Origin of the sequence: Protaetiibacter sp. SSC-01, assembly GCF_014483895.1 — a bacterium.
Lineage (GTDB): Bacteria > Actinomycetota > Actinomycetes > Actinomycetales > Microbacteriaceae > Homoserinibacter.
In genome coordinates, this window is record NZ_CP059987.1 from 2,861,303 (window position 1) to 2,887,173 (window position 25,871).

A 25,871-nucleotide genomic window follows, 5' to 3' on the forward strand; every position below is an offset into this window, starting at 1 on the left:
TCAGACGGTGCGGCGGCGGTACGCGAGGACGAGCGCCGCCGCACCGAGCAGGAGCAGGAGGAGCGCCCAGCCGACGAGCGGAAGCGATGCGGCGCCGGATGCGGCGAGCCCGCCCTCATCCGGGTCGTCGCCGTCGTCGCCGTCGTCGACGACGACGAGGAACGCGTCCTTGAAGAGGTTGACGTAGACGTTGCGCACGTCGGTGCCGTCGAAGTCGGGGTCGGCGCTCGCGACGGTGTGGCTGATCGTCACGACGGACGCGCCCGGGGGCAGGTCGGCGAGCGTCGGCGCGGTGCCGACCCAGCGCACGAGCACGGTGTGCTCGGAGAGGTCGTCGCCGTCGATCGCGAGCACGGCGCTCGCGAGCCACGTGAGGCCGCCGTCGATCGAGAACAGGGCGAACGGCTCGCCCGCACCGTAGGCGGTCGTGAAGGTGATGTAGACCGTCGCGGTCGCCGCGCGCGCGAGGCGCACGGTGTACGAGTCGGTGAGCGGGCCCGCGGGAGAGACGTTCGTCCAGCCGCCCGTCTCGGTGATGATGACGAGGCCGTCGCCGCCGCGGTTCAGGAAGACGTAGGGCGGCGTGATGTCGGCCGCGGTGCGGAGCAGCAGGCGCACATCCGACTCGCCCGGCAGGCCGTACGGCTGCGCCGGCGTCTGCGTCAGCACGACCGCCGGGAACGCCGCGAAGCCGTAGAGGTCGAGGGCGAGACCGAGGCCGCTCACCGTCCACCACAGCACGTCCTCGAGCACGGTGGCGATGTCGACGAGCGCCGCATCCAGGGCCTGCACGACGATCGTCGAGTCGCCCGTGCCCGCGTCGACCGAGACGAAGCCCTGCTCGACGGGCGCCGTCACGGGGTCGGGGCCGCTCGTGTCGGTGAAGGTGCTCGTGATGAAGACGAACTCGTCGTCGCCCGTGCCCGCCTCGAGCCGCAGCTCGGAGACGTTCGAGCTCACGACGAAGCGGTCGTCGCCTGCCTGGCCGTAGAGCACGGCCGGGCGGCTCACGCCGTTGCTGAGGTAGCCGAGGTCGGTGAGCGTCGTCGCGAAGGCGTCGAGCGCGTCGACGTACGGGGCCGTGCGCGGGTTCTCGTAGAACTGGCCGACGAGGAAGGTGTCGTCGCCGTCGCCGCCGTTGACCGTCGTGGGCGCGCTCGTGTCGTCGAAGACGAAGCGGTCGTCGCCGTCGAGGCCGTTGACCGTGAGCTTGCCGTTGACGCTGCGGTCGTAGCTCACGCGCTCGACCGTCGTGTCGCCCGTCGCGACCGCGACGATCGCCGGGCGCCGCGCCGGCAGGCCCGCGATCTGCGTGATCGCGCGCAGCAGCACGATGTCGTCGCCGTCGGAGGCGTTGACGGTGAGGGTGTTGATCGCGCGCGGGTCGGTGCCCGTGCCGACGACCTCGATGCGCGTCTCGTGATGGTCGGGGTCGTCGATGCCCCACAGCGTCACCTCGACGTGGTTGGAGCCGTTCTGCCCGTCGACGCGCAGCGAGTTGGGCACGTCGAGCCCGTCGAAGTCGTCGCCGCCGTCGCCGGGATGCACACCCGGCAGGATCGTGATGCGCGTGATCGTGACGAGGTCGTTGCCGTCGTTGCCCGAAGTCGTGGCGGACGCGCCGCCGTAGACCGTCGTGTGGCCGTCGATGACCGTCTCGAAGAAGGTCACCTCGTCGCGCCCGTTGCCGCCGAAGACGTGCACGGAGGGCACGGCACCCGTGGCCGTGATCTCCCCGCCGAAGTACGCGGTCGTGCCGACGGGGGCGGCCGGGTTCTGGCCGAAGGCGGTGCGCACCGTGATGCGGTCGCCGCGGATGAGCGTGCCGAGCGGAGCCTCCACGTCGTTGCCCGCGCGCAGCTCGACGGTGCCCGCCGCATCCGCTCCGCCCACCGCGATCGTGCGCGAGCCGTCGACGGTGTCGCCCGACGGCAGCAGGATCAGGTCGGCATCCGTGCGGCCGGCGGCGTACGGCACCGTGATGCGCACGGAGCCTGCCGCGGAGGCGCCGAGCAGGAGCGTGAGCGGACCCGAGACCTCGGTCACGTAGACGCCGTCTTCACCCTCGGCCAGGAGCCGGCCCGTCGTGGCCGTGTTCACGCGGATGTCGGCGGAGCCCGCCGCGGAGCCGATGTGGCCGCCGATCGCGATGAGGTCGATCGAGAGACCGGCGACGCGGGTCGTCGCGTCGTCGACGTCGTTGACGATCGAGCCGTCGAGGGCCGTGAGCGAGACATCGCCCGCGGAGGCGGTCACCGTGCGGAGCACGAGGTCGCCCGCGGTCTGCACGAGGTAGATGCCGAGCGGAGCCGTGGCGAGCACCCAGCCGCGCATCGCGTTCGACGAGCGGATCTCCAGGGCGTCGGCCGCGGTGCCGATCGTGCCGTTCGCCTCCATCCACAGGCGCGTGCCGATGACGTCCGCGTCGGCGTCGCCCGTCGCATCGAGGATCGAGGCGAGCGTGTCGAACGCGTAGAGCTCCACGTCGGAGCCGGTCGACTCGATCGTGCCGACGAGCATGTCGCCGCGGGTCTCGCGATCCCAGATCCAGCCGTTCGTGAAGAGGTCGATGCGGCCGGCGCCGTCGCTCTGCGACCACCACGCGCCCGTGACGTACGGGTCGGCGATGTCGGCGTCGATGTCGGAGAGCACCGAGAGCATGACGCGCGTCGCCGTCGAGTCGTGGTGGATCGAGATGAGCTCGCCCGCGCGCACGTCGGTGAAGATGAACGTGCTGTCGGCCGGCGTCTCGTTCGCGGGGTTCCGGTCGAACGCGATGAGCACGACGTCGTCGAAGGAGTAGGCGCCGTCGGGGTAGAAGTAGACGGAGTAGAGCCCGGTCGGGGCCACGGTGCCGCCGTAGCTGCTGCCCCCGGCGGACGGCGCGTCGTACACGTCGTCCTGGATCTCGTGACCGGGGAACGCGGCGAGCGTCGTGCTCCGCGCGCTGTCGAGCACGGCGATGTCGACCGCGCCGCCCGCGACGATCGCGCCGATCGACCAGGTGAGCGCGCCCGCGAGCGTGCTGCGGCGGAGCACCTGCAGGTCGACGACCACGTCGTGCTTCGCCTCGAGCGCGATCGAGATCGTGTTGTTCGTGGGGCTTGCGGTGGGGCCGGAGCGGTACTCGATGAGCCGCACGGCGATGCCGACGCGCGTGCCGGGCGCCGCGCCGAGCACGCCGATCGAGCCGTTGCGTGCGGAGAGCCGCACGTCGTTCGCGACGATGTCGAACGGTCCCGCGTTCTCGGAGCGGATGTCGCCGTTGCCGCTGTCGATGAGCACGTCGCCGATCGGGTTGTAGATCTCGCCCGTCAGGATGATGTCGTTCGACGCCCCGACGACGGGGAAGTTGACGATCTCTACGAACGTCCGCACGAAGTCCGCCGTGCGGATCGTGTACCGGAAGTTCACCACCTCGTTGTACGCGCGCTCGCTCACGGTCGCCGCGAGGTTCGTGAGGTTGACGACGTCGATGCCCGAGAGCTGGATCGGACTGTTCGACCAGTTGTAGATGTGCACGAAGTCGAAGGTCGGCTGCAGCTGGAAGCTTCCGAGCACGCCCGTGAGGTTGCGGTTGCCGCCGATCGGGGTCGCGTTGATGGTGAAGTTCGCGATCGCGCCGCCGAGGTTGACGATCGGGTCGACGTAGACGGTCGCACCGGGGATGACGTGCTCGCCGACCGCGTAGGCGACGCCGCCGAGCGTGCGCCGTGCGACGAGGTTGTAGATCTTGAGGATCTTGCCGTTCGCGTCGATCACGAGCTGCGGGTCGGCGGCGTGCAGCACGACATCCGCCTCCCAGTGGATCGGGCGGTTGCCGGTCGTCGGGGCCGTGGCGCTCTGGTCGCCGTCGTCGAGGAACGCCTCGTCGGCGGGCGCGTGGACCGAGCGACCGCCCTGGATGTAGGTCGCCTCGACGTCGAGGCGCCAGGTGTGCACGCGCACGGTCGGCGCGGCGGAGACGCTGCTCGTCGTGGTGGTCGTGACGCGCGCCGTGGAGTCGGTGTCGCCGCCGCCGCACGAGCAGTTCGCGGAGGAGGTGGCGTTCGCGTCGAAGTCGCGCGTCTCGGCGGCGATCCTGATGGTCTCCCATCCGGTCAGGCGCACGCCCGGCTGGATGGCGATGCTCGCGCCGCCCGTGATGTCGATGATCGCCGTGGCGTCGGAGTCGGCGCCGAGGGCCTTGGCCTTGCTGTACGCGTAGGAGCTCAGCACGCCCTTGTTGCCGGCGGCATCCGTTCCCATCACGGCGAGGATGAGGATCTCGTCGCCCTGCAGCAGCGTCGAGGAGCCCGCGATGTCGATGGCGACCTTCGCGTCGACGCGCAGGCGGCAGTCGTTGCCGCAGTCGTTGCCCGCGGTGTCGGCGCCGAGGCCCGCGCCGTTGGCACGCGCGTCGAGGCTGCCGTTGGGCTGCGCGTAGCCGGCGATCGTGAGCAGGTGCTCGGCGATGAGCGAGCCGTCGATGTCGATCGTCGTCGTGAGGAGCACCTCGCCGTAGGCCTCCGCCTTGACGCCCGCTCCGAGGCCGCCCTGGCTCGACGACGAGGTGCCGACGACTCGGCCACGCGTGACGGGGCGGATGACGAGGTCCCACCCGGAGGTCAGCACGGCGCCGCTCTCGATCACGACCTTCGTCGTGACGTCGACCTTGGAGACGGCGCGGGCGTTGCCGACAGACACGAGACCGCCGCCGCCGTTCGTCGAGAGCGACTGGCTGTCGCCGTAGGCGTCGGTCGTGATCGTGAAGCTCTCGGTGTCGGTGATGTCGGCACCCGCCCCGCTCGTCATGACGGCGCCCGCGCCGATGATGACGTCGATGTCGGCGTCGACCGTCGAGCTCGTGCGGGCCTTGCCGACGTTGACCGCGCCGCCGCCGCTCGATCGCACGGTCGCCGAGGTGATGTACGAGCCCGCGGGAACCGGCTCCGCCGCGCCGACCGGCGTGAGCTTCTCCGCGTTGGAGCCGAACGAGCCGAGGTCGAACACGAGGCGCCCGGTGCCCGTGCCGACGCCGAGGTCGACGGGACCGGAGACGAACGAGCCGACGGCGTCGAGGGCGCCGCGTCCGGCGACCGAGATGTCGATCGCGGGTCCGCCGGGGGTCGACGCGAGCTGGAAGCTCGTGCCCGTCGCGTTGACGACGTAGTACTGGGCGCCGTCGACGAGGCCGTCGATGGGGCGCTGGTTCATGCGGAACAGCTTGTGCTCGGCGTCGGCGCCGGCCGAGATCGGCAGCGGGGTGACCGTCTCGTAGATGGGGTCGGAGTGATGCACGACGATCGGGTTGCCGTCCTCGTCCTCCCCGACGATCTCGTCCCACTCGAAGGTGTCGACGATGCAGCTCGCGCCTCCCGCGGCGCCCACCGCCTTGCAGAAGCTCGCGGCGAGCTGGATGCGGTTGGCGTCGATGCGGATGACCCAGTAGTGGGCGCCGTTGACGAGACCCGGGATGGGAGCGCCCGTGCCCGAGCTGTAGACGAGACGCGTGCCGGTCGTGAAGCCGTGCGCCGGGATCCAGATCATGTTGTTGTCCTGGGACACGAACTTGCCCTGGGCGTTCTGCACGAGGTTGCCGCTGCCGTCGACCTGCAGGTCGACGAAGCCGCCCTGGAAGCTCTGCGCCGGAGTCGGCGCGTGGTAGATCACGATCTGGCCGTTCGTGTACGAGTTGCCGGCGTTGATCGTGTCGACCGCCTCGTCGCCCTCGACATCCGGGTCGTCGAAATCGTCGATCGAGAGCACGACGAGCGCGATCGGCGTCATGGGTGCGAGCGGGTCGAACAGCTGGATGCCGGTCTCGTCGACGACCCGCACGATGTAGGTCTTGCCGTCGACGAGGCCCGGGATGCTCGCACCGTTCGCGCGGTAGACGACCGTCTGACCGTCGGTGAAGCCGTGGCCGAGCGCGACGAACTCGGTGTGCGTGCCCATCTCGTCCGTGTAGGTGTAGCTGCGGCCGAAGCGGATGATGTTGCCCGCCGCGTCGACCTGCGCGCCCTCGAACTCGCTGCCGAGCATGATGGTGTGCTCGTCGACGACGATGACGTTCGCGACGAGGCCCTCGGCGAGGCCGCCCGTGACGGGGCCGCCTCCGGCCGAGTACGTGACCGTCATGCCCGTCGTGAAGCCGTGCGCCGCGGTGAACGTGATGCGGTCCTGGCCGACGTCGACGCTCTGGAAGTAGCGGGCCGGGTCGGGCACGGGCGGCGCCGACACGTTGTAGCCGGTCGTGATGGCGATCGAGCCGTAGGCGGTGACCTTCGTGCGGTCGTGGATCTCGAGGCGCAGGTCGGGGGTGTTGGAGACGCTCGCCGAGTTGGTGTCGACGTTGACGGCGCCGCCGCCCTCGCTCTCGGTCGACGAGACCGCGCCCGGAGTGTGGTTGGCCGTGAGCGCGATGTTCCCGTCGACGACGATGACGGATGCGGGGGTGCCGGCCGGCACGTCGCGTCCGAGCTCGAGGGTGACGTCGCTGTTCACCGTCGCGGTCGCGGAGCCCGTTCCGGCCCGCACGACGCCGCCCCCGGAGGAGCTGAGGATCGCGGTCGCGAGGTCGAGAGCTGCCGCGACGATGTCGAGGCTGCGGGCGCCCGGCAGAGCATCGGTGGCGCCCCGGATGTCGCCCCACAGGTACGCGCCCGTCGCGTTGAGGATCTCCGCCTGCGGGTCGGCCGCGTCGACGCCCACGAAGCCCGCGCCGACGGCGCCCGCTCGCGAGGTCGCGGTGTTCGTGCTCTCGGCCCGCAGCGAGACCGCGGCGAGCGGCGAGGAGATGCGTGCGCCGCTCGCGACGATCGCCGTGACGGTCGCGCTCGCGGCGATCCGCGCGTAGGGCGAGAGGGTCGAGACGCCCACGAGGCCCGCGGCGAGGCCGCCACCGCGGATGAGCGCGGTGTTGGCGGCCTTCGCGAGGATCGCGACGGTGGCTCCGCCGACGAGCTGACCCTGGAACTCGGCCCGGGTCGGCGTGCTGACCCGCGAGCTCGGCTTGCCCATGCCGACGCCCACGAGACCGCCCGCGACCGAGTCGGTCTCGACATCCGTGCGGTTGCGGGCCTCCGCCGAGATGAGCACGCCGCCGCCCGTGCGCACCTGCAGGCGGCCCGTGCCGAAGCGGGCCGTCGTCTCGGCCTCGGCGTAGATCTCGGCCCACGCCTGCACGTCGGCGACCTCGGCGAGGCTGCCGCCCTGCTTCTTGAGGTTCGCGGTGGCGGTGTTGTCGGCATCCGCCGAGACGGTCGCACTCGTCGAGTCGAGCACCGCGCCGTCGAACGTCGCTCGCGTCGCGGAGCGCGCGGCGCTCGTGACGAGCGTCGACTCGCCGCGGATGATGGCCCCGCCCTGCGTCGTGAGCGCGGAGGCGAGCGTGTTGCTCGCGTCGGCGGTCACGACGATCGCGCCGCTCGCCGTGAGCCCGCCCGCGCCGATCGCGACCTCGGCGATCGTGTCGGCGTCGCCCGTCTGCAGGGCGGTCGCCGTGAGCCCCGCGCCGCCTCCGAGCACGCTGATGGAGAGCAGCTTGACGATCGACTCGAGCACCGAGGTCGTCGTGTTGACGAGGGAGAATCCGCGGCTCACGGCCGTGCCGGCGGCGATGTAGCCGCGCGTGAGCGCGCTGAGGGTCGCGCTCGTGGTGATGAGGTTGATGTTGACGAGGCCGCCGCCCGCCTGATCGATGGACGCGCGCAGGAGGTTGTCCGCGCCCACCGTCATGACGACGTCGCCCGCACCCGCGTCGAAGTTCTGCCCGGCGAGCAGCACCTGCGCCTCGGTCTTCGCGTTCGCGTCGACGGTGGCGATGGCGCCGGCGTAGGAGACGCCGATGCCGCTGATGGAGACGAAGTCGGCGTCGACCGTCGCGTGGTTGCGCGATGTCGCACCGAGCACCGCGCCGACGCTCGTCGTGGGGTTCTCGAGGGTCGCCGTCGTGGCGGCCGAGATCCGCGCCGTCGGCAGCTGCACGCTCACGGCGGCGAGGCCCAGGGCGACGGTGTCGGTGTCGACGTCGGCGGTCTGCACGGATGCGGCGGTCGCGACGACCGCCCCGCCCGCGAGGATCGTGCCGCCCCACACACGCGCCGTCGTCGCCGCGGTCGTCTCGATGACGGCGCGGGTGTACGAGAACGAGGCGGTGAGACCGCCGATGCCGAAGCTGGACAGGGATGCGATGGCTGCGCGGTTGGACGACGCCGTCGCGCCGGTCGAGCCGGAGCCGGCGACGACCGAGCCCTCGAGCTGCGCCGTGACGGGTGCGCGGAAGGCGGCGTCCGCGTAGTAGGCGCTGCCCGCGTAGAGGCCGCCGCCGCCCGCGTCGACGGTCGCCGAGGCGATCGAGCGGCCCGCGCCGTCGGTCGCCTCGCGCGCCGAGACGAGCACGCCGCCCGAGCTGATGACCGTGGAGGGCGAGGCGAGGCGGGCGAAGATGCGCGCCGACGCCTCGACGGTGGCCGTGAGCTCGAGCCCGGCTCCGCCCGCGAACAGCGAGACCGCCACGAGGAGGGCGTCCGCCACCGCGCGGTTCTGGCCGGTGGCCGAGACGGCCACGGAACCGGAGGCGAGGATGCGGCCGAGCGCGATCGCATCCGTCGCACCGGAGACGGTCGCCGAGGTGCTGAGCGCCGAGAACCCGATGATCGAGCCGCTCGCGGCGTCCGCGATCGCCGTCGCCGCGTTCCGCGTGTCGGCGGTCACCCGCACGGCGCCGGCCGCGGTGATGGAGGCACCCGAGGTGAGCGTCGCGACCGTGTCGCGCGAGACGGCGGCGTCGGCGTAGCTTACGCCGACCGAGGCGCCGCTGACGGCGACCGACAGCAGGTAGACGTTCGCGGTGTGCCGTCCGATGGCGGAGATCGTCGCGCCGCCGCTCAGGATCGCGGTGCCCGCGAACGTCGCCGAGGTGCGCCCGGGGATCTCCGCGACGCCGCCGGCGCCCGTCACGGTGATCGCGCCGCCGCCGATCGCGTAGACCTGCACGGGCACGACGATCGTGGAGTCGGCGAGCACGCGCAGGCCGCCCGAGGCACCCGAGCCTCCGATGCTCACGACGCCGATCCGGGCCGTCGTGTCGCCGACGGGGCGCGGGAGCACGACCGAGGCGCCGACGGCGACGGCGCCGACGCTGGCGCCGACCCCGAGACCCTCGATGCGGCGGTCGGCCGTCGCGTCGGCCGAGACGACGCCGCCCGCGAACGGGATGCTCGCGCCGTCGTCGATGTGCGCGTGCTGCACGCCGTCGCTGTCGATGATGAGGAACTGGCCCGCGAGCGTGAACGCCCCCGCCGCACCGGCGAACGCCATGCCCGTCGAGCGCTCGGTGAGCTTCGCCTCGACCGCGACGTTCCCGCCCGCCGTGATGGAGACGCGCGTCGAGATGCCCGCGTCGACGTTGCTGCGCAGGTTGGCGATCGCGACGGCGCCGCCGATCGCGCCCGCTCCGGCGGCCGCGGCGCCCGCGACGCCGAGGTAGGCGTTCGACTCCTCGGCGCGCACGCCCACGTGGCGCCCGGCTGTGATCGTGACGTCGGCGCCGATCGTCGCGCTCGTGCCGCGCGGGAGGTCGTCGGCGTCGAACGCGTCGCTCACGACGCTCGCGCCGGGGGCCGAGGCGACGAGCCCGCTGTTCGCGGAGGAGACCGCGGAGGCGACGTGGGCATCCGCCTTCGAGCCGGTGTTCGACCCGGCGCCCGAGAGGATCGAGGTGTAGCCGTGCGAGCCCTGGCCGGATGCGGTCGAGTCGGCGTCGTCGCGCACGTCCTGCCCGTCGGGCTCGAGCGCGTTCGCCGACTCGTCGCCGTCGCTGTAGTCGTCCTTCGCCTCGGTGCCGAAGGTCCAGACCGAGACGGCGCCCGCGACGCCCACGGCGCCGCCCGCGACGCTCAGGCCGAAGCTCGTGATGCTCGCGGAGGCGAGGGCAGAGAGCGAGAAGTCGCGCGCGACGCTGATGGTGGCGTACGGCCCGACGTAGGCCTGCGTGCTCACCGCGAGGATGCCGACGTCGACGCCGCCCGAGACGCCCACCGCGCCGCCCGCGATGCCGCCCGCGACCGTGAGGGTGCGACTCGCGTTGGCGGCCGTGATGCTCACCGACTGCTCGGCGCCCGGCGTCGTGTTCTGGTTGATGCGCGTGCGGGCGGTCTGCGTGGAGTCGACGATCGCGCGCGTCGTGACGGTCATGATCGTCGTCGTCACACCGCCCGCGACGCCCACGAACCCGGCGCCGAGGGCGACCGTCAGCCCGAATACGTCCTGCGTCGAGCGGGCCTGCACGGCGACACCGGAGAAGCCGGGGCGGAGGCCGAAGTCGCCGAACGCGCTGCTGCCGAACGAGCCCGTGAGGATGCCGCCGACGGGGGTCGCCGCCCCGTCCGCGTCGATGACGGTGCCCGGGGCGACGTAGGCCTGCGTGCTCTTGCTCGCCGCGGTCACGCCGACGCCGATGCCGACGCCGACGAAGCCGCCGGCCGCGCCGCCCGCCGCGACCACGATGCTCGTGTCGTCCACCGCGTCGACGACGACGCTGCCGCCCGCGTCGATCGTGACGCGCTCGAGGGTCGCGTGGGTGTGCACGTCGAGCACGATGACGGTCACGGCGCCCGCGACGCCGACGAGGCCGCCGGATGCGGTGGCCGCGACCGCGACCATCTCCTCGTGGCCGCGCGCCGAGACGACGGTGTCGGCGGTGGAGGTGACGTTCGCGCCCGCCCGCAGCTCGGCATCCGTGTCGAGGTCGATGACGCCGACCGTCGCGCTCACGCCGACGCCCGCCGTGCCGCCCGCGGCGACGGCCGACACCATGAGCACGTTGAGGTCGTGGCCCGCCGCGACGAGCACGGATGCCGGGTTGCCGGCGGATCCCGCGACGACCTCGGCGATGCGGCCCACGAAGGCGAGCGTGCGGCTCGTGACGACGTTGACGCTTCCGCCCACGCCGACCCCCGCGACGCCCGAGATGGCGGCGCTCACGCCGACGCCCGCGATGTCGTCGCTCGAGGTCGCCGTGACGGCGACGCCCGTGAAGTCGCTGTCGGACGCCGGGGTGACGATGCGCACGCCGGAGGTCGCGGCCGGGTCGGGCGAGGGCTGCGCGCCCTGCTTGACGATGCTGTGGCCGCGGCCGGTCGCGACCGAGGGGTCGAGGGCGATGAACGAGCCCGTGCAGCCGGCGGGCACCGGGGTCTCGGTGAGGCACTTCTGCGTCGTGAGCTGGAGGCTGCCGCCCGTGACCTTGACGTAGTAGCTGCCGCCGTCGACGAGGCCGCCGATCGGGGCGCCGCCGCCCGAGCTGTAGATGACCGAGTCGCCCGAGCCGACGCCCGGGTTGTACGGCAGCGCGATGCTCGTGCCCGAGACGGCGCCGGGGGCCTTCGGGTCGAAGTACGGGGACTCGTTCGCGGGCAGGGCGGCCGACTGGCCGTCGACGAGGCGGTGCGACTGGCCGGTCGCGGTGGCAGCGGTGAGCCCGATGATCGCGCCGCCGCCGACGGGCGAGAGGCGCACATCCGTGTCGTTGACGCGGTGCACGACGTAGCTCGCGCCGCTCGTGAGGCCGCCGATCGCGGTGCCGCCGCCCGCGTCGTAGACGACGGTCTGGCCGTCCTTCAGGCCGTGCGCGTAGGGCAGGCGGATCGTGACGCCGTCGGGCTGCACGGCCGACTGCGGGGTGAAGCGCGTGTCGATCGCGTCGATGACGAAGCCGCCCGTCGTGACGCGAATGCCGCCGAGGCGGCCGAGGCCGTGGACGATCGAGTTGTCGCCGATGAACGCCTGGGTGGTCTTCGTGATGACCGGCACGGCCGCCGCCGCGCCGACGCCCGCGGTGCCGCCGACCGCGAGGGAGCCGGCGATGATGTCGAGCTCGAGGGCGTCGTCCGCGGCGATGCGGACGCTGCCGCCCGCGCGCACCGTCGTGCGGGATGCCGCGCAGCTGAGGGCGGTCGCGGTCGCGGCGGCGCAGACCTCGCCGACGCTCGCCTGGGTCGTGATGGTGAAGACGGAGACGGCCGCGTTGACAGCCACGCCGACGGTGCCGCCGCCCGAGCCGCCCGCCGAGATCGAGACGACGTCCTCGCGCGACTGGGCGTCGATCGTGACGTTCCCGTTCGCGGCGACGGCCGCGCCCGGTGCGATCCACGCCCGGGTGTCCTTCGTGATGACCTGGACGTCGGCACCCGCTCCGACGCCCGCCGTGCCGCCGAGGGCGAGCTGGCCGGCGCGTCCCGTGCTCGTCGTGGTGTCGGATGCGAGCAGGCTCACACCCTGCGTCGCGAGCGCGCCGAGGTTGTCGCCGTTGACGTTCACGCCGCGGTCGATGTGCGCATAGGTCGTGTTGTTGTGGACGGCTACGGTCGCCGAGCCCGCGACACCCGCGGTGCCGCCGGCGGCGCCCGCGACGGCCGTCGCGTCGAAGTCCTCCGACTGGGTCGCGGCGATCGAGAGGCCCGTCGTGCCGCGGGCGACGATTCGGTCGTACTCGGCGATGCCCGCATCCACCTTGCCGGTACGCACGAGCACGACCGACGAGACGCCGACGCCCGCCGTGCCGCCCGCGGCGACGCCGCCCGCGAAGAGGAGGGAGTCGCGCACGTCGTCCTGGGCCGTGATCGTCATGTTGCCGCCGGCCGTGATGATGCTCGGGGTGGCCTGCCCGCCCTCGATGCGCGCGCGGGTTCCGCTGTCGGCGCCCTGGTTGACGATGAGCACGACGAACGAGCCGGTGACTCCGGCGCTCTGCGCGGCCGCGGCACCCGCGGCGAGCATCGTGAACGACTCGCTCGCGATCGCGACGACGGAGACGCTGCCGCTGACGGTCGCCCGCACGCCCGAGCCGATGATCGAGCGCACGTCCTTGTTGAAGACGTCGAGCACGAGCGCGAAGCCGACGCCCGCCGAGCCGGTCGTGAGGCCGATGGCGCCCGCGAGCTCGACGAACTCGGTGTGGTCTTCGGCGCGCAGCGAGAGCGACTGGCCGGGCACCTCTCCGATCGTCTGGTTGACGGATGCGGCGTCGCCGAGCTCGGCGCGCGTCGCGATGTTCACGACATCGACGATGAGCGAGCCGCCGACGGCCGTCTGGCCGACGCTCGCGCCACCCGCGAGGGCGACGGCGGAGACGTCGGGGATATCGAAGTCGAGGATCGGGTCGACGGCGAGGGCGACGATGCCCGAGGTCGCCGTGAGCGAGATCGCGCCGCGCGCGTCGATGACGACCGGGGCGGCGGAGGTCGACGCGATCCGGGCGATCGTGTCGATGTCGATGACGTTGACGACGATCGCGGCGCCGATGCCCGATCCGCTCGTCGAGAGGGCGCCCGCCGCGGCGACCGACTGGAGGCCCATGGGGTTCGACGCCGCGAGCACGACGCCGCCGTCGGTCGTGATCCGCGCCCCCTGGCCGATCGACGCGATGTTGTCGAGCAGGAGCACCTGCACGGCGATCGACCCGGCGACCGAGGCCTGGCCCGTGCCGCCCGCGGCCGCGATGCCCCAGGCGATGAAGTCGTTGCGCGCGTTCGCCGGGGTCACGGCCGTGACCGTGACCGTGCCGCCCGCGGTGACGACGACGCGGTCGCCGATCGAGCCGCGGTCGGTGACGTCGACGTAGTTGAGGGCGATCGCCGCGCCGATGTTGGTGCTGCCGGTCTTGAGCGAGGTGCCCGTCGCCTTGGCGGTCGCGTCGACGCCGTTCTCGGCAAGGACGCCGACCGAGCCGCCCGCCGTGATGACGAGGTCGGCGGGGATGTCGGCGATCGTGTCGATCGTGACCCAGTTGACGGTGACGGCCGCGCCGAGGCCGACGCCGTCGGAGCCCTGACCGCCCTGCGACGAGGCCTGGCTGTTGCCGTTCGACACCTGGGTCGAGCTCGACGGGAGCGTGATGCCCTTGCCCTGCGTCGCGGGCGTGCTGTTCACCTGGTGCTGAGCCTGCTCGTCGGAGTTGGAGCCGCCGACCGTGGAGGTGCTCTTGCCCTCGGCGCTCGCCTCCGCCTCGGCCGTCGCGGCGGTCACGGTGCGGGCCGCGAGCGTGATGGAGCCGCCCGCCTCGAGCGAGCGCCGCGTCGTCGCGGTCGTCTCGACGTCGACGACGTTGATCGCGATGATGGCGCCGACCGCGACGCCGTCGCCGACCGCGCGCGCGTCGCCCGTCGTCGACGTCGAGCCCTCGTGGCTCGCGCGGATCGTGACGCTGCCCGTGACCGTCCAGGTCGCGGCGGAGGATCCGACGCGGGCGATCGTCGTGTGCTGCACGATCGTGATGCCGACGGCGGGGCTCACGGCCGTCGAGGAGCCCGCGGAGCCCGCCTTGACGACCGTCGTGACGGTGTCGGACGAGATCGCCTCGATCGTGACGTCCGCGCCGCCCGAGATGACGGCGCCGTCCTCGATCTCGGCGCGCGTCACGTTGTCGAGCACGGGGTTGATGGCGACCGAGGCGCCGACGCCCGTCTTGCCCGACTTGGCGAGCGCCGCATCCGCCTTCGCCGTCGCGGTGTCGATGCGGTGGTTCTCCGCCCGCAGCACGACGTCGCCCGTGCCCGCGGAGACGACCGCGGTCGAGGGGATGACGGCCTGCGTCTGCGTCGTCGTGACGTTGAGGGCGAAGGAGCCGGCGACCGCGACGTCGGTCGAACCGGCGCCCGACTCGCTCGTCGAGGAGGTCGTGTGCACGCGGTCGCCGTCGACGTCGGTCATGGTCGCGGATGCCGTGAAGCCGTTCGCGACGACCGTCGTGTTCTGGCCGAGGCCCGCGCGGTTGACGAGGTCGATGACGCTGATGGCGACGGCCGCGCCGATGCCCGCGCTCGTCGCGTGCACGGCCGTGCCGTCGGCGGAGGAGATCGCGTCGGCGTTCTGGCTCGCGCGCAGCACGACCGCGCCGCCCGCGGTGAGGGTGAGGCCGTCGGGCAGCTCGGCGATCGCGGAGACGTCGGCGATCGTGAGCGCGATCGCGGCGGCGACGGTGACCTCGCCGTCGGAGCTCTGCGCGCCCGGGTTCGTGGAGCTGTTGCGCACGCCCTTGCCGCCGTTGGCGGTCGACGTCGTGCCGGCGAAGTTCCGCTGCGTCGTGAGCTTGTCGCCGACCGTGCCCTGGCTCGACGGGGCCGTCTCGCCGGCGTTGTCGGCCTTGCCCTTCGCGCCCGACGCCGACGCCTCGGCGTGCGACTCGTTGTGCGAGGAGCCGAGGGCGCCGAACTCGATGCCCTCCCCCGCCGTGATGTTCCGGTCAGTGCGCGCGAGCACGGCGTGGTCGGCGAGCGTGAGGGCGAGGGAGACGCCGACGGACGCCTGCGAGCCGCCCGTCGCCTCGGCGGTCGCCTTCGTGACGACCGACACGCGCTGGGTGGCGACGGCGCTCAGGGCGCCGGTGAGCTCGAGGAGGTCGCCGCCCGCGATCGCGGCGATGCGCACCGTGGTCTTGACGTCGGAGCTCGTGACGGCGATCGCGGGGGCTACCGCCGCACCGCTGGAGCCGCCGGATCCGCCCGAGCCTCCGCTGCCGCCCGAGCCGCCCGAGCCGCCCGAGCCCGAGGACACGATCGCCGCGCCCATGCGCGCCTCGGTCGAGGCGTCGACGCGGGCCGTCGCGGTCATCGTGAGGTTGCGCGCCCCCGTGAGCTCGGCATCCGCCTCGATCGCCGCCGTCGTCTCGTCGAGCACGAGGTTGAGGGCGAACGAGACGCCGACGCCGACCGAGCCGCCGCTCGTGACGGCACCGAGGCCGACGGGCAGCGCCTTGACGGTCGAGACGAGCTTCGAGGCGGCGGTGATCGTCGCGTCGCCACCCGTGAGCTCGACGACGCCCGAGATGCCCGCGTAGGTCTCCTGGTTGACGATCGCGATGGCGACCGATCCGGCGACCGAGACGGATGCCGCCGCGCCCGACGCGGACGCCGCACCGACCGTCGCGGTGTCGTCGGAGCCGACGACGGTGACGGTGGCCGAGACGACGAGCGCGTTCGCGCGCACCGTGAGCCAGGCCGGCACCTCGGAGCGGTTGGTGACGTTCGAGATCGTGAGGGCGACGGCGGCGCCGATCGCGACCGACGAGGAGCCGCTGCCCGATCCGCCCGAGCCGCCCGAGCCGCCCGAGGCGGGCTGCGTAGCCGAGGAGTCGGCGGTGCTCGTGGCGTCGGTGTTCGCGGACGAGGCGAGCGTGACGGTGCCGCCCGCGGTCAGGAGCGTGACATCCGTCGTGACGCGCGCGGTGGCGACGACGGTCGAGATGACGATGCCGATGGCCGCGGCGATCGAGACGCCGCCGTCGCTCGTCTTCGCGGAGGGCGTCGTGGCCGAGCCGGAGCCCGACCCGCCGTACTTGGTCGATGCCGTGTCGGCGTAGTCGCGCTGCGCGCCCACCTCCTTGTCGACGCCCGTGCGCGACTTGCCGTCGGCGGTGTCCTCGTCGCCCTTGGGCGCGTTGCCGGATGCCGACGCCTCGCCCGCCGCGGTCGCGACCGAGCGGCTCGAGGCGCGCAGGGTGATGTGCTCGCCCGCGTCGACGATGCGCGCGAGCTCGGCGAGAGCGCCGTGGTTGGCGATCGTGAGGCCGAGGCCCACACCCACGGCGGCGGAGCTCGCGGAGGCCTTCGCCCCGGCGGTCGTGCCCGCCGTCGCGTCCTGCGTCGCCGTGAGGCTCAGCGAGCCCGTGAGCTCGAGCGGGCCGTCGGCGGAGGCGAGGCCCACCCGGGCGTCGGTCGTGATGTTGGAGATGATGATCGCGATCGCGGGGGTCACGGCCACGCCGCCCGAGGAGCCGCCCGATCCTCCGCTGCCGCCCGAGCCGCCCGAGCCTCCGGATCCGCCACTGCCGCCGCTGCCGCCGGACGAGGTGTCGGTCGCCGCGGCGCCCATCCGCGCCTCGACCGAGGAGACGACGATGGCGGAGGCCGCGAGCGTGACGTCGTGGGCGCCCGTCACCGAGACGCCGTCGGCGATGAGCGCGTGCACGTCGTCGGTCACGAGCGCGAGCCCGAAGGCCACGCCGATGCCGACGCTCTTGCCCGTGACGCCGTCCTCGGCGGGAAGAGCCGTGACGGTCACGACGAGGTCGGAGGCCGCCGTGACCGTGATGTCGCCGCCCGTCAGCTCGACCGTGCCGTGGATGGCGGCGAGCGCGTCCTGGTCGACGATGACGATCGCGACCGAGCCTGCGACGCCGACGCCGCCCGCGGCACCGGCCGTCGACGCCGCCGTGACGGTCGCGGTGTGGTCGGCGCCGTCGACGGCGACGGTCGCCGAGAGCACGAGGTTCTGCGCGCGCACCGTGAGCCAGGCGGGCACGACCGCGCGGTTGCTGACGTTCGCGAGCGTGAGGGCGACGCCCGCGCCGATCGCCGCGCTGCCGCCGTCGGTCGCCGACCCGTCGGCGGCGGATGCGGCATCCGCGTTCGCCGAGGAGGCGAGCTCGATCGTGCCGCCCGCGACGAGCAGGGTCACGTCGCTCGTGACGCCCGCCTCGACGGTGACGTCGGAGATGACGATGCCGACGGCCGCGGCGATCGCGACGGCGCCGCCCGAGGTCTCGGCGTTCGGCGTGGTCGAGCTGCCGGAGCCCTTGACGTTGTTGCGCGTCGCGGCCGTGTCGGCGTAGTCGCGCTGCGAGCCGACCGACTTGTCGACGCCCGTGCGGCCCTCGCCGTCGGGGGTCGAGTCCTCGGGCTCCTCCTCCGGCGCACCCGCGGCCGAGGCCTGGCCCGTCGCCGAAGCCGACGAGACGACGCTCGCGATGAGGCGGATGTCGCGGCCCGCCGTGACGTCGCGCGCGAGCGTCGCGGTGGCGCCGTGCGGCGCGATCGTGAGGCCGAGGGCGATGCCGACGGCGGCGCTGCCGGCGGTCGCGGTGGCACCGCCGGTCGCGGCTGCCGTCGCGTGCTGCGCGGCGCGGATGACGAGGTCGCGCGTCACGGTGAAGGGGGCGGCGGATGCGAGGCCCACCCGCGCGATCGTCGTCGCGTTGGAGAGCACGAGCGCCACAGCCGGGACCACGGCGACGCCGCTCGAGTCGCGGCCGGAGCCGCCCGACCCGCCGCCGGAGCCGCCACCGGAGCCGCCACCCGATCCGGACGCCTCGGCACCCATGCGGGCCTCCGCGGTCGCCGAGGTGCGGGTGCTCGCGTCGAGCACGAGGTCGCGCGCGCCCGTCATCGAGACACCGTCGGCGACGAGGGCGCTCACGCGGTCGTCGAGCAGGATGAACGCGAACGAGACGCCGATGCCGACGCTGCCGCTCGCGGTCGAGCCCGCACCGACCGGCAGCGCGGTGGCTGTCGAGGTGAGCTTCGACGCGGCCGTGATCGTCACGTCGCCGCCCGTCGAGACGACCGTGCCGTCGATCGAGGCGAGCGTCTGCTGGTCGATGATGACGAGCGCGACCGAGCCCGCGACGGAGACGCCGCCCGCGGCGCCCGAGGAGGCCGCGGCGGTGACGGTCGCGGTGTCGTCGGAGCCCTTCACGGCCACGGTCGCCGAGATCACGAGTTCGCGGGTCGTGACGGTGAGCGTGCTCGGGAGCACGGCCTCGTTGCGATGCTTCGCGTAGCTGAGGGCGACACCCGCGCCGATCGCGGCCGTGCCGCCGTCGGTCGCCGACCCGTCGGCGCCGGATGCGACATCCGCGTTCATCGCCGACGCGAGGGTCACGATCGTGCCCGCCTGGATCGAGGTGACGGCCGCCGTGATGAGGGCGCGCGCGGTGACCGTCGAGAGCGCGATGCCGACCGCCGCCGCGACCGACACCGAGCCGCCCGAGGTCTCGGCCGCGGGGGTCTCGGTCGAGCCGGAGTTCTTGACGCCGCGGTCGCCCGCGACCTTGTCGGCGTGCTCGCGCTGGGAACCGACCTGCTCGTCGACGCCCGTCTTGCCGTCACCGTCGCCGTCGCTCGTGTCGTCGCTCGTCTCGGCGGGGGCGCCGGCGGCCGAGGCGGAGCCCGTCGCCGACACGGAGGAGATGGCGCTCGCCGAGATCGTGACGGCCGCACCCGCGACGACGTTGCGCGCGAGCGTCGCGAGCGAGCTGTGGTTCGCGATCGTGAGGCCCAGCCCGATGCCGACCGCCGCGCTGCTCGCACCCGTCGCCTCCGCGCCCGCCGTGGTCGTCGCCGCGGCGTCGAGCACCGATACGACCCGCAGCGAGCCCGAGAGCGTGAGCGAGCCGGTGCCGACCCTCGCGGCCGCCGTCACGTTGGAGAGCACGAGGGCAACCGCGGGCGTGACGGCGACGGTGCCGCCCTTAGCGCCCATCTTCGCCTCGGCGGTCGCGACGGATGCCGCGGTCGCCTCGAGCCCGATGTCGCGCGCGCCCGTGATCGACACGCCGTCGCCGATCTCGGCCGTCGTGGTGTCGTCGAGCAGCACGAAGGCGAAGGAGACGCCGATGCCGACGCTGCCCGATCCGCTCGAGCCCGCGCCGACGGGGAGCGCCTTCGCCGTGGCGGAGATGTTCGCCGTCGCCGTGAGGGTGACGTCTCCGCCCGTCGAGACGACGGTGCCGAGGATGGCGGCGCGGGTGAGCTGGTCGACGATCGCGAGGCCGACCGACCCGGCGACGGAGACGCCGCCGGCTGCGCCCGAGGAGGCATCCGCCGTGATCGTGGAGGTGTCGTCGGCGCCCTTCACCGCGACGGTCGCCGAGACGACGAGACCGTTCGTCGTGACGGTGAGGGTCGCGGGCACGACCGCCTCGTTGCGGTGCACCGCGTAGCTGAGCGCGACGCCCGCGCCGATCGCGGCCGTGCCGCCGTCGGTCGCCGACCCGTCGGCGCTGGATGCGGCATCCGCGTTGATCGCCGAGGCGAGCGTGACGCTCGTGCCGGCCTGGATGGAGGTGACGGCGCCCGTGATGAGGGTGCGGGCCGTGACGGTCGAGAGCGCGATGCCGACGGCTGCGGCGACCGAGACGGAGCCGCTGGAGGTCTCCGCCGAGGGGGTCTCGGTCGAGCCCGAGCTCTTCATGCCGCGGTCGCCCGCGACCTTGTCGGCGTGCTCGCGCTGCGAACCGACCTGCTCGTCGACGCCCGTCTTGCCGTCCCCGTCGCCATCGCTCGTGTCGTCGCTCGTCTCGGCGGGAGCGCCCGCGGCCGACGCCGAGCCCTTCGCGGTGACCGACGAGATCGCGGATGCCGAGATCGTGACGGCCGCACCCGCGACGACGTTGCGCGCGAGGGTCGCGAGCGAGCTGTGGTTCGCGATCGTGAGACCCAGGCCGATGCCGACCGCGGCGGTGCTCGCGCCCGTCGCCTCCGCCCCCGCGGTCGCCGATGCGGTGGCGTCGAGCGCGGATGCGATGCGCAGCGAGCCCGCGAGCGCGAGGGATCCGGTTCCGACGGTGGCCGCAGACGCGACGTTCGAGAGCACGAGCGCGACGGCCGGCGTGATCGTGACCCCGCCCCCCGCGGCGCCCATCTTCGCCTCGGCCGAGACGTCGGATGCGGCGGTCGCCTCGAGCGTCACGTCGCGGGCGCCGGTGACGACGACGCCGTTCCCGATCTCGGCCGTCGTCGACGCGTCGACGAGCGCGAAGGCGAACGAGATACCGACGCCGACGCTGCCCGAGGCCGTGGAGCCCGCGCCGACCGGGAGCGCCTTGATGACTCCGGCGAGCGCCGAGGTCGCGACGAGCACAAGGTCGCCACCCTGCAGGTTCAGGGTGCCGAGCACACGCGCCGCGGTCACGTGGTCGATGAGGGCGATCGCCGCGGACCCCGCGACGGAGACCTTGCCGGCGGCGCCCGAGGAGGCCGTCGCCGTCACGGTCGAGGCGTCGTCGCCGCCGTCGGGCGCGACCTCGGCGCGGGCCTCGAGGCCGTTCGCGGTGATCGTGACGGTCGCGGGCACGACGGCCTCGTCGCGGAGCTCCGAGAGCACGAGCGCGACGCCCGCGCCGATCGACGCGGAGCCGTCGGGCGAGGTCGACGAGCCGTCGGCCGTGGCCGAGGAGTCGGCGGATGCGCGCGTCGTGAGCGTGACGACGCCGCCCGCCGTGAGCGTCGGCACCATCGTGTCGATGACGGTGCGCGCGATGACCGTCGAGATGACGACGCCGACGGCCGCGGCGACCGAGATCGGCCCGCCCGAGGTCTCGGCGCTCGGCGCCGCGGCGTCGCCCGAGGTCGCCATGCCGTTGTCGCCCGCCGTCGTGTCGGCGAACTTCCGCTGGCCCGCGACCTGCTTGTCGACGCCCGTCTTGCCCTCGGTGTCGGGCGTCGACGTGTCGGGTGCGTCGGGGTCGTCCTCCGCGGGGGCGCCGCCCGCTGAGGCGGAGCCGGTGGCAGTCGCGGACGAGATGCTCGTCGCCGCGAGCGAGAGGTCGCGCCCGGCGACGACGACGCGCTGCAGCGTCGCGGTGGCCGAGTGGGTCGCGATCGCGAGGCCGAGCGCGATGCCGACGGCCGCCGAGCCCGAGCTCGTGGCGCTCGCGCCGCCGTTCGCGGTCGCGGAGGCGTTCTGGGTCGCCGCGAGGCTCAGGTCGCGCGCGGGGCTGAGCGTGCCGCCCGTGCCGACGATCGCGCGCGTCGCGACGGTCGAGAGCACGATGCCGACGGCCGGGGCGACCGCGACGCCGCCCGAGGCGCCGATCTTCGCGGTCGCGGTTCCGGCGCTCGTGGTGTCGGCGGTGAGGAGGATGTCGCGCGCGCCCGCGACGCCGACGCCCGCGCGCAGCACGGCATCCGTCGCGACGTCGAGGATGACGAGGGCGACCGCGGCGCCGATGCCGACCGAGCCGCCGACCGCGCCGTCTCCCGCGGGGAGGGCCGTCGCGGTGGAGGCGACGTCGGCATCCGCGTCGATCACGAGGTCGCCACCCGTGAGGGTGACGCCCGCCTCGAGGGCGGCGGTCGTCGCGTGGTCGACGAGCACGATGGCGGCGGAACCGGCGACGGAGACGTCGCCCGCGGCGCCCGCGACCGAGTTCGCCGTCGAGGTCGAGGTGGTGTCGCCCGCGACGTCGGCTGTGCCCGCGCGCAGGGTGAGGCCGGATGCCGTGATGCTGAGGTTGGCCGGCACGACCGCGCGGTTGTCGACCTTCGCGAGCACGAGCGCGACGCCCGCGCCGATGGAGGCGGAACCGCCCGTCGAGCTGCCGTCGCCGGTCGCGGTGGCGTCGCCGTTGACGGCCGTCGCGAGCAGCACCGTGCCGGTCGTGACGATCGAGACGGCGCCCGTGAAGAGGGCCTCGGCGACGACGTTCGAGAGCGCGACGCCGACGGCCGCGGCGGCCGAGATGGGCCCGTCGGAGGTCGAGGCGCTCGGGGTCTCGGAGGCGCCGGAGCCCGCGACGCCCTGCGCGCTCGCGACGCCGTCGGCGTGCGTGCGCTCGGCGGCGATCTGCTTGTCGACGCCCGTCTTGCCACCCTCGGGGGTGCCCGAGTCGGGGGCCTCCTCGGAGCCGCCCGCGGACGCGGTTCCCGACCCCGTGACGTTCGAGGCGGTTGTGGAGCGGAAGGCGACGTCGTCGGCGCCCGAGAGGGAACGGGCGAGCTCGGTGCGCGCGGCGTGCGTGCCGCTCGCGAGGCCGAGGGCGAGGCCGACGGCGGCGCTGCTGCCCGTCGCGGCGGCGTTCGCGGTGGCGGAGGCGGATGCGGTGGTCGCGGCCGCGACCGTGACGGCACCCGGGATGGAGAGCACCGCGCCCGTGCCGATGCGGGCGCGGGCCTCGACGGTCGAGAGGGTGACGGCGGCGGCAGGTGCGAGGCCGACGGAACCGGCGGCGCCCATCGTCGCGGTCGTCGTCGCGGTGGTCGTGGCGGCCGCGTCGAGGGTCAGCGCGCCCGTGAGCGTCGCGGTCGCGGAGTCGGCGAGCTCGGCGCGCGTCGTCTCGTCGAGGATGACGAGCGCGAAGGAGGCGCCGACGCCGACGGCGCCCGTGCCCATCGCGCCGCTCTCGGCGGGCACCGCGGTGGCCTCGACGGCCGCGAGCGAGGAGGCTGCGATCCGCAGCTCGCCGCCCGTCGTGGCGGCCGAGCCCGTGAGGCGCGCGACGGTCTCGCGGTCGATGACGGCGATCGCGACGGCGCCCGCGATGGAGACGCCGCCCGCGGCGCCCGCGGTGGCCTTCGCGGAGAGGTCGGAGCCGGCGGGGCTCGTCGCCTGGATCGTGATGGAGCCGGCCTGAGCGCTGCCCGCGAGCTCGGCGGTGACGCGCGTCGTGGCGAGGGTCACGGCGACGCCCGCACCGATGGCGACGCTCGCGCCGCCCGCGGCCGAGCCCGTGCCGGCGCTCTCGGCGTCGGCCTCGCCCGACGCCGTGAGGGTCAGGGTCGCCGCCTCGATGCGCCCGCCCGCGAGCACGACGGCCGTGACGGTCGCGGTCGAGAGCGCGACGCCGACGGCCGCCGCAGCGCCGACCGCACCCTGCGAGGTCGAGGCGCTCGGCGCATCCGGAGCACTGGCTCCCGGGCCGGCGAGACCCGTCGCGTGGTCCTTCTCGCCCGCGATCTGGCTGTCGACCGTCGAGCCGCCCGAGCTGTCGCCCGCGCCGCCCGAGGAGGCCGTGCCGCTGCCGGTGACGTGCGAGCTGCCCGTCGCGGCGATCGCGACGGCGCCCGTCGCGCGGATCGCGCGGGCGACGGATGCCGTGACGGTGTGGGTGCCGATCGCGAGGCCCAGCGCGACGCCGACGCCCGCATTTGCGGACTCGGCCCCCGCAGTCGCGGCCGCGGTGGCCGTCGCGGTCTGGGCGGCGGTGAGGTCGAGGCTCGCGAGCTCCAGCACCGCGCCCGTGCCGACGCTCGCGGTCGTCGTGGCGGTGTGGAAGGTCGTGGCGACGGCGGGGGCGATCGAGACCGAGCCGCCGCTCGCGCCGATGCGCGCCTCGGTCGTGGCCGTCGAGGTCGAGGTCGCGGAGATCGTGGCGGCGCCCGCCTGTCCGGTCGCGCCGTTCGCGACGCCCGCCGAGACGGTGTCGGTGACGACGGCGATCGCGGCGGAGGCGCCGACGCCGACGCTCTCGCCCGTGACGCCGTCGGCCGCGGGGAGCGCCTTCACGGTCGTCGTGACGGCGGATCCGGCGGTGACGGCGAGAGCGCCCGTGAGCTGGACCGCACCGTCGAGCCGCGCGGTCGTGACGGTGTCGACGAGCGCGATGGCGACCGAGCCCGCGATCGAGACGGTGCCGCCGCCCGCACCCGCGGATGCCGTGGCGCCGATCTCGGAGCTCGTGTCGGTGCCGTCGGCGGCGACGGTCGCGGCGATCGTGAGCGAGCTCGCCGTGACGGTCACGCCCACGGGCAGCACCGCCCGGTTGCTCGTCTCGACCTTCGTGAGAGCGACGGCCGCGCCGATGCCGAGCGCCGCGGGGGCCGTGGCCGTGCCGTCGGCGACCGAGGCGGCATCCGTCTGCAATGCGGAGGAGATCGTGACCTCGTCGCCCGCGATCGAGGTGACGCCGGATGCGATGAGCGCTTCGGCGCCGACCGTCGCGACGACGACGCCCACGGCCGCGGCGACGCTCACGCCGCCCTTCGAGGTCGCCGCGCTCGGGGTCGCGGCCGAGCCGGTGGAGCCGGCGAGCCCGTCGGCGTGACCGCGCTCCTTCGCGATGGCCTGGTCGACGCCGTCGCCGGCCGCGCCCTCGCCCGAGCTTCCGCTCGAGCTCTCTCCGGGAGCGCCCGCCGTGGAGGCGGTGCCGGACGCGTCGAGGTCGGCGAGGCCCGTGGCCGCGAGGGTCACGTCGCCCGTCGCGGCGATGTTCCTCGCCAGCACGGCGGTGACCTGCAGCTCGGCGAGCACGAGGCCGAGCGCGAGTCCGACGCCCGCGGTGCCGGCGGATGCCGTGGCGCCCGCCGTCGCGGCGACCGTCGCATCCTGGGTCGCCGTGACCGCGACCGAGCCCGCCGCGGTGAGCACCGTGCCCGTGCCGAGACGGGCGGTGGTGGTCTGGGTGATGCGCGCGGTCGCGACCGACGGGGTCACGGCGACGCCGCCGCCCGTCGAGCCCATCTTCGCGTCGACGGTCACGACGCCCGCGCCGGATGCCGTGAGGGTGAGGTCGTTCAGCCCCGTGATGGTCGCGCCGTCGGCGAGGCGCGCGAGGGTCGTGTCGTCGACGAGAGCGATGCCGACCGAGCCGCCGATGCCGACGCTCGTGCCGGCCGCGCCGTCGGACGACCCCGCACTCACGGTCGCGGTGGTCGAGCCGGTCGCCGCGACGGTCACGTCGCCCGTGCCGCCCGCGAGCACGAGGTCGCCCGCGAGCTCGGCGAGCGTCTCGACGTCGGCGAAGAGGAGGGCGACCGATCCGGCGACCGAGATGGAGCCGCCGCCCGCGCCCGCCGTGGAACTCGCGTCGAGGGTCGCGGTCGCCTGCGAGGCGACGTTCACCGACCCGGCGCTGCCGCCGCCCGCCGTCGCTGTCGTGTCGATGTCGAGGTCGGTGAGGGCCACCGCCGCTCCGACCGATGCGGCGCCGCCCGCGGCCGCGGAACCGTCGGCGCTGCTCGACGCCGTTGTCGTGCTCGTCGCCGAGATCGCGACGGCGCCCGTGACGTCGATGCTGCCCGCGCCGCTCGGGCCCGCCGTGACGGTCACGGTGCCGAGGGTGAGCGCGACCGCGGCGGCGACATCGACGCCGCCGCTCGAGGTCGAGGCCGACGGCAGGGTCGGGGTGCTGCCGCCGCCGAGCGAGCTCGCGTGGCCCGCCTGCTGAGAGAGCTGCTGGTCGACGCCGTCGCCCGATCCGCCGGCGGCTCCCCCGGTCTGCTCCGCGCCCGCGGTGGAGGCGGTGGACGAGGCGATGAGGTTCGCCGTGCCGGTCGCGGTGAGCGAGACGGATGCCGCGGTCACGGAGCGCTCGACGGTCGCGACGACCGCGAGCTCGGCGAGCACGAGCGCGAGGCCCGCGCCGACCGCCGCGGTGGCGCCGCTGACCTCGC

General features: G+C 74.2%; 1 protein-coding gene (cut by a window edge). It reads right to left on the reverse strand.

Annotation, left to right across the window (positions count from 1 at the left end):
- Positions 1-25,871, reverse strand: the 3' portion of a protein-coding gene (locus tag H4J02_RS13510; RefSeq protein WP_187675054.1) for a hypothetical protein. Its footprint extends 4,435 nt past the window's final position; 25,871 of the gene's 30,306 nt are visible here — the last part of the coding sequence; the start codon falls outside the window, past its right edge — the gene reads right to left on this strand; its stop codon occupies positions 1-3.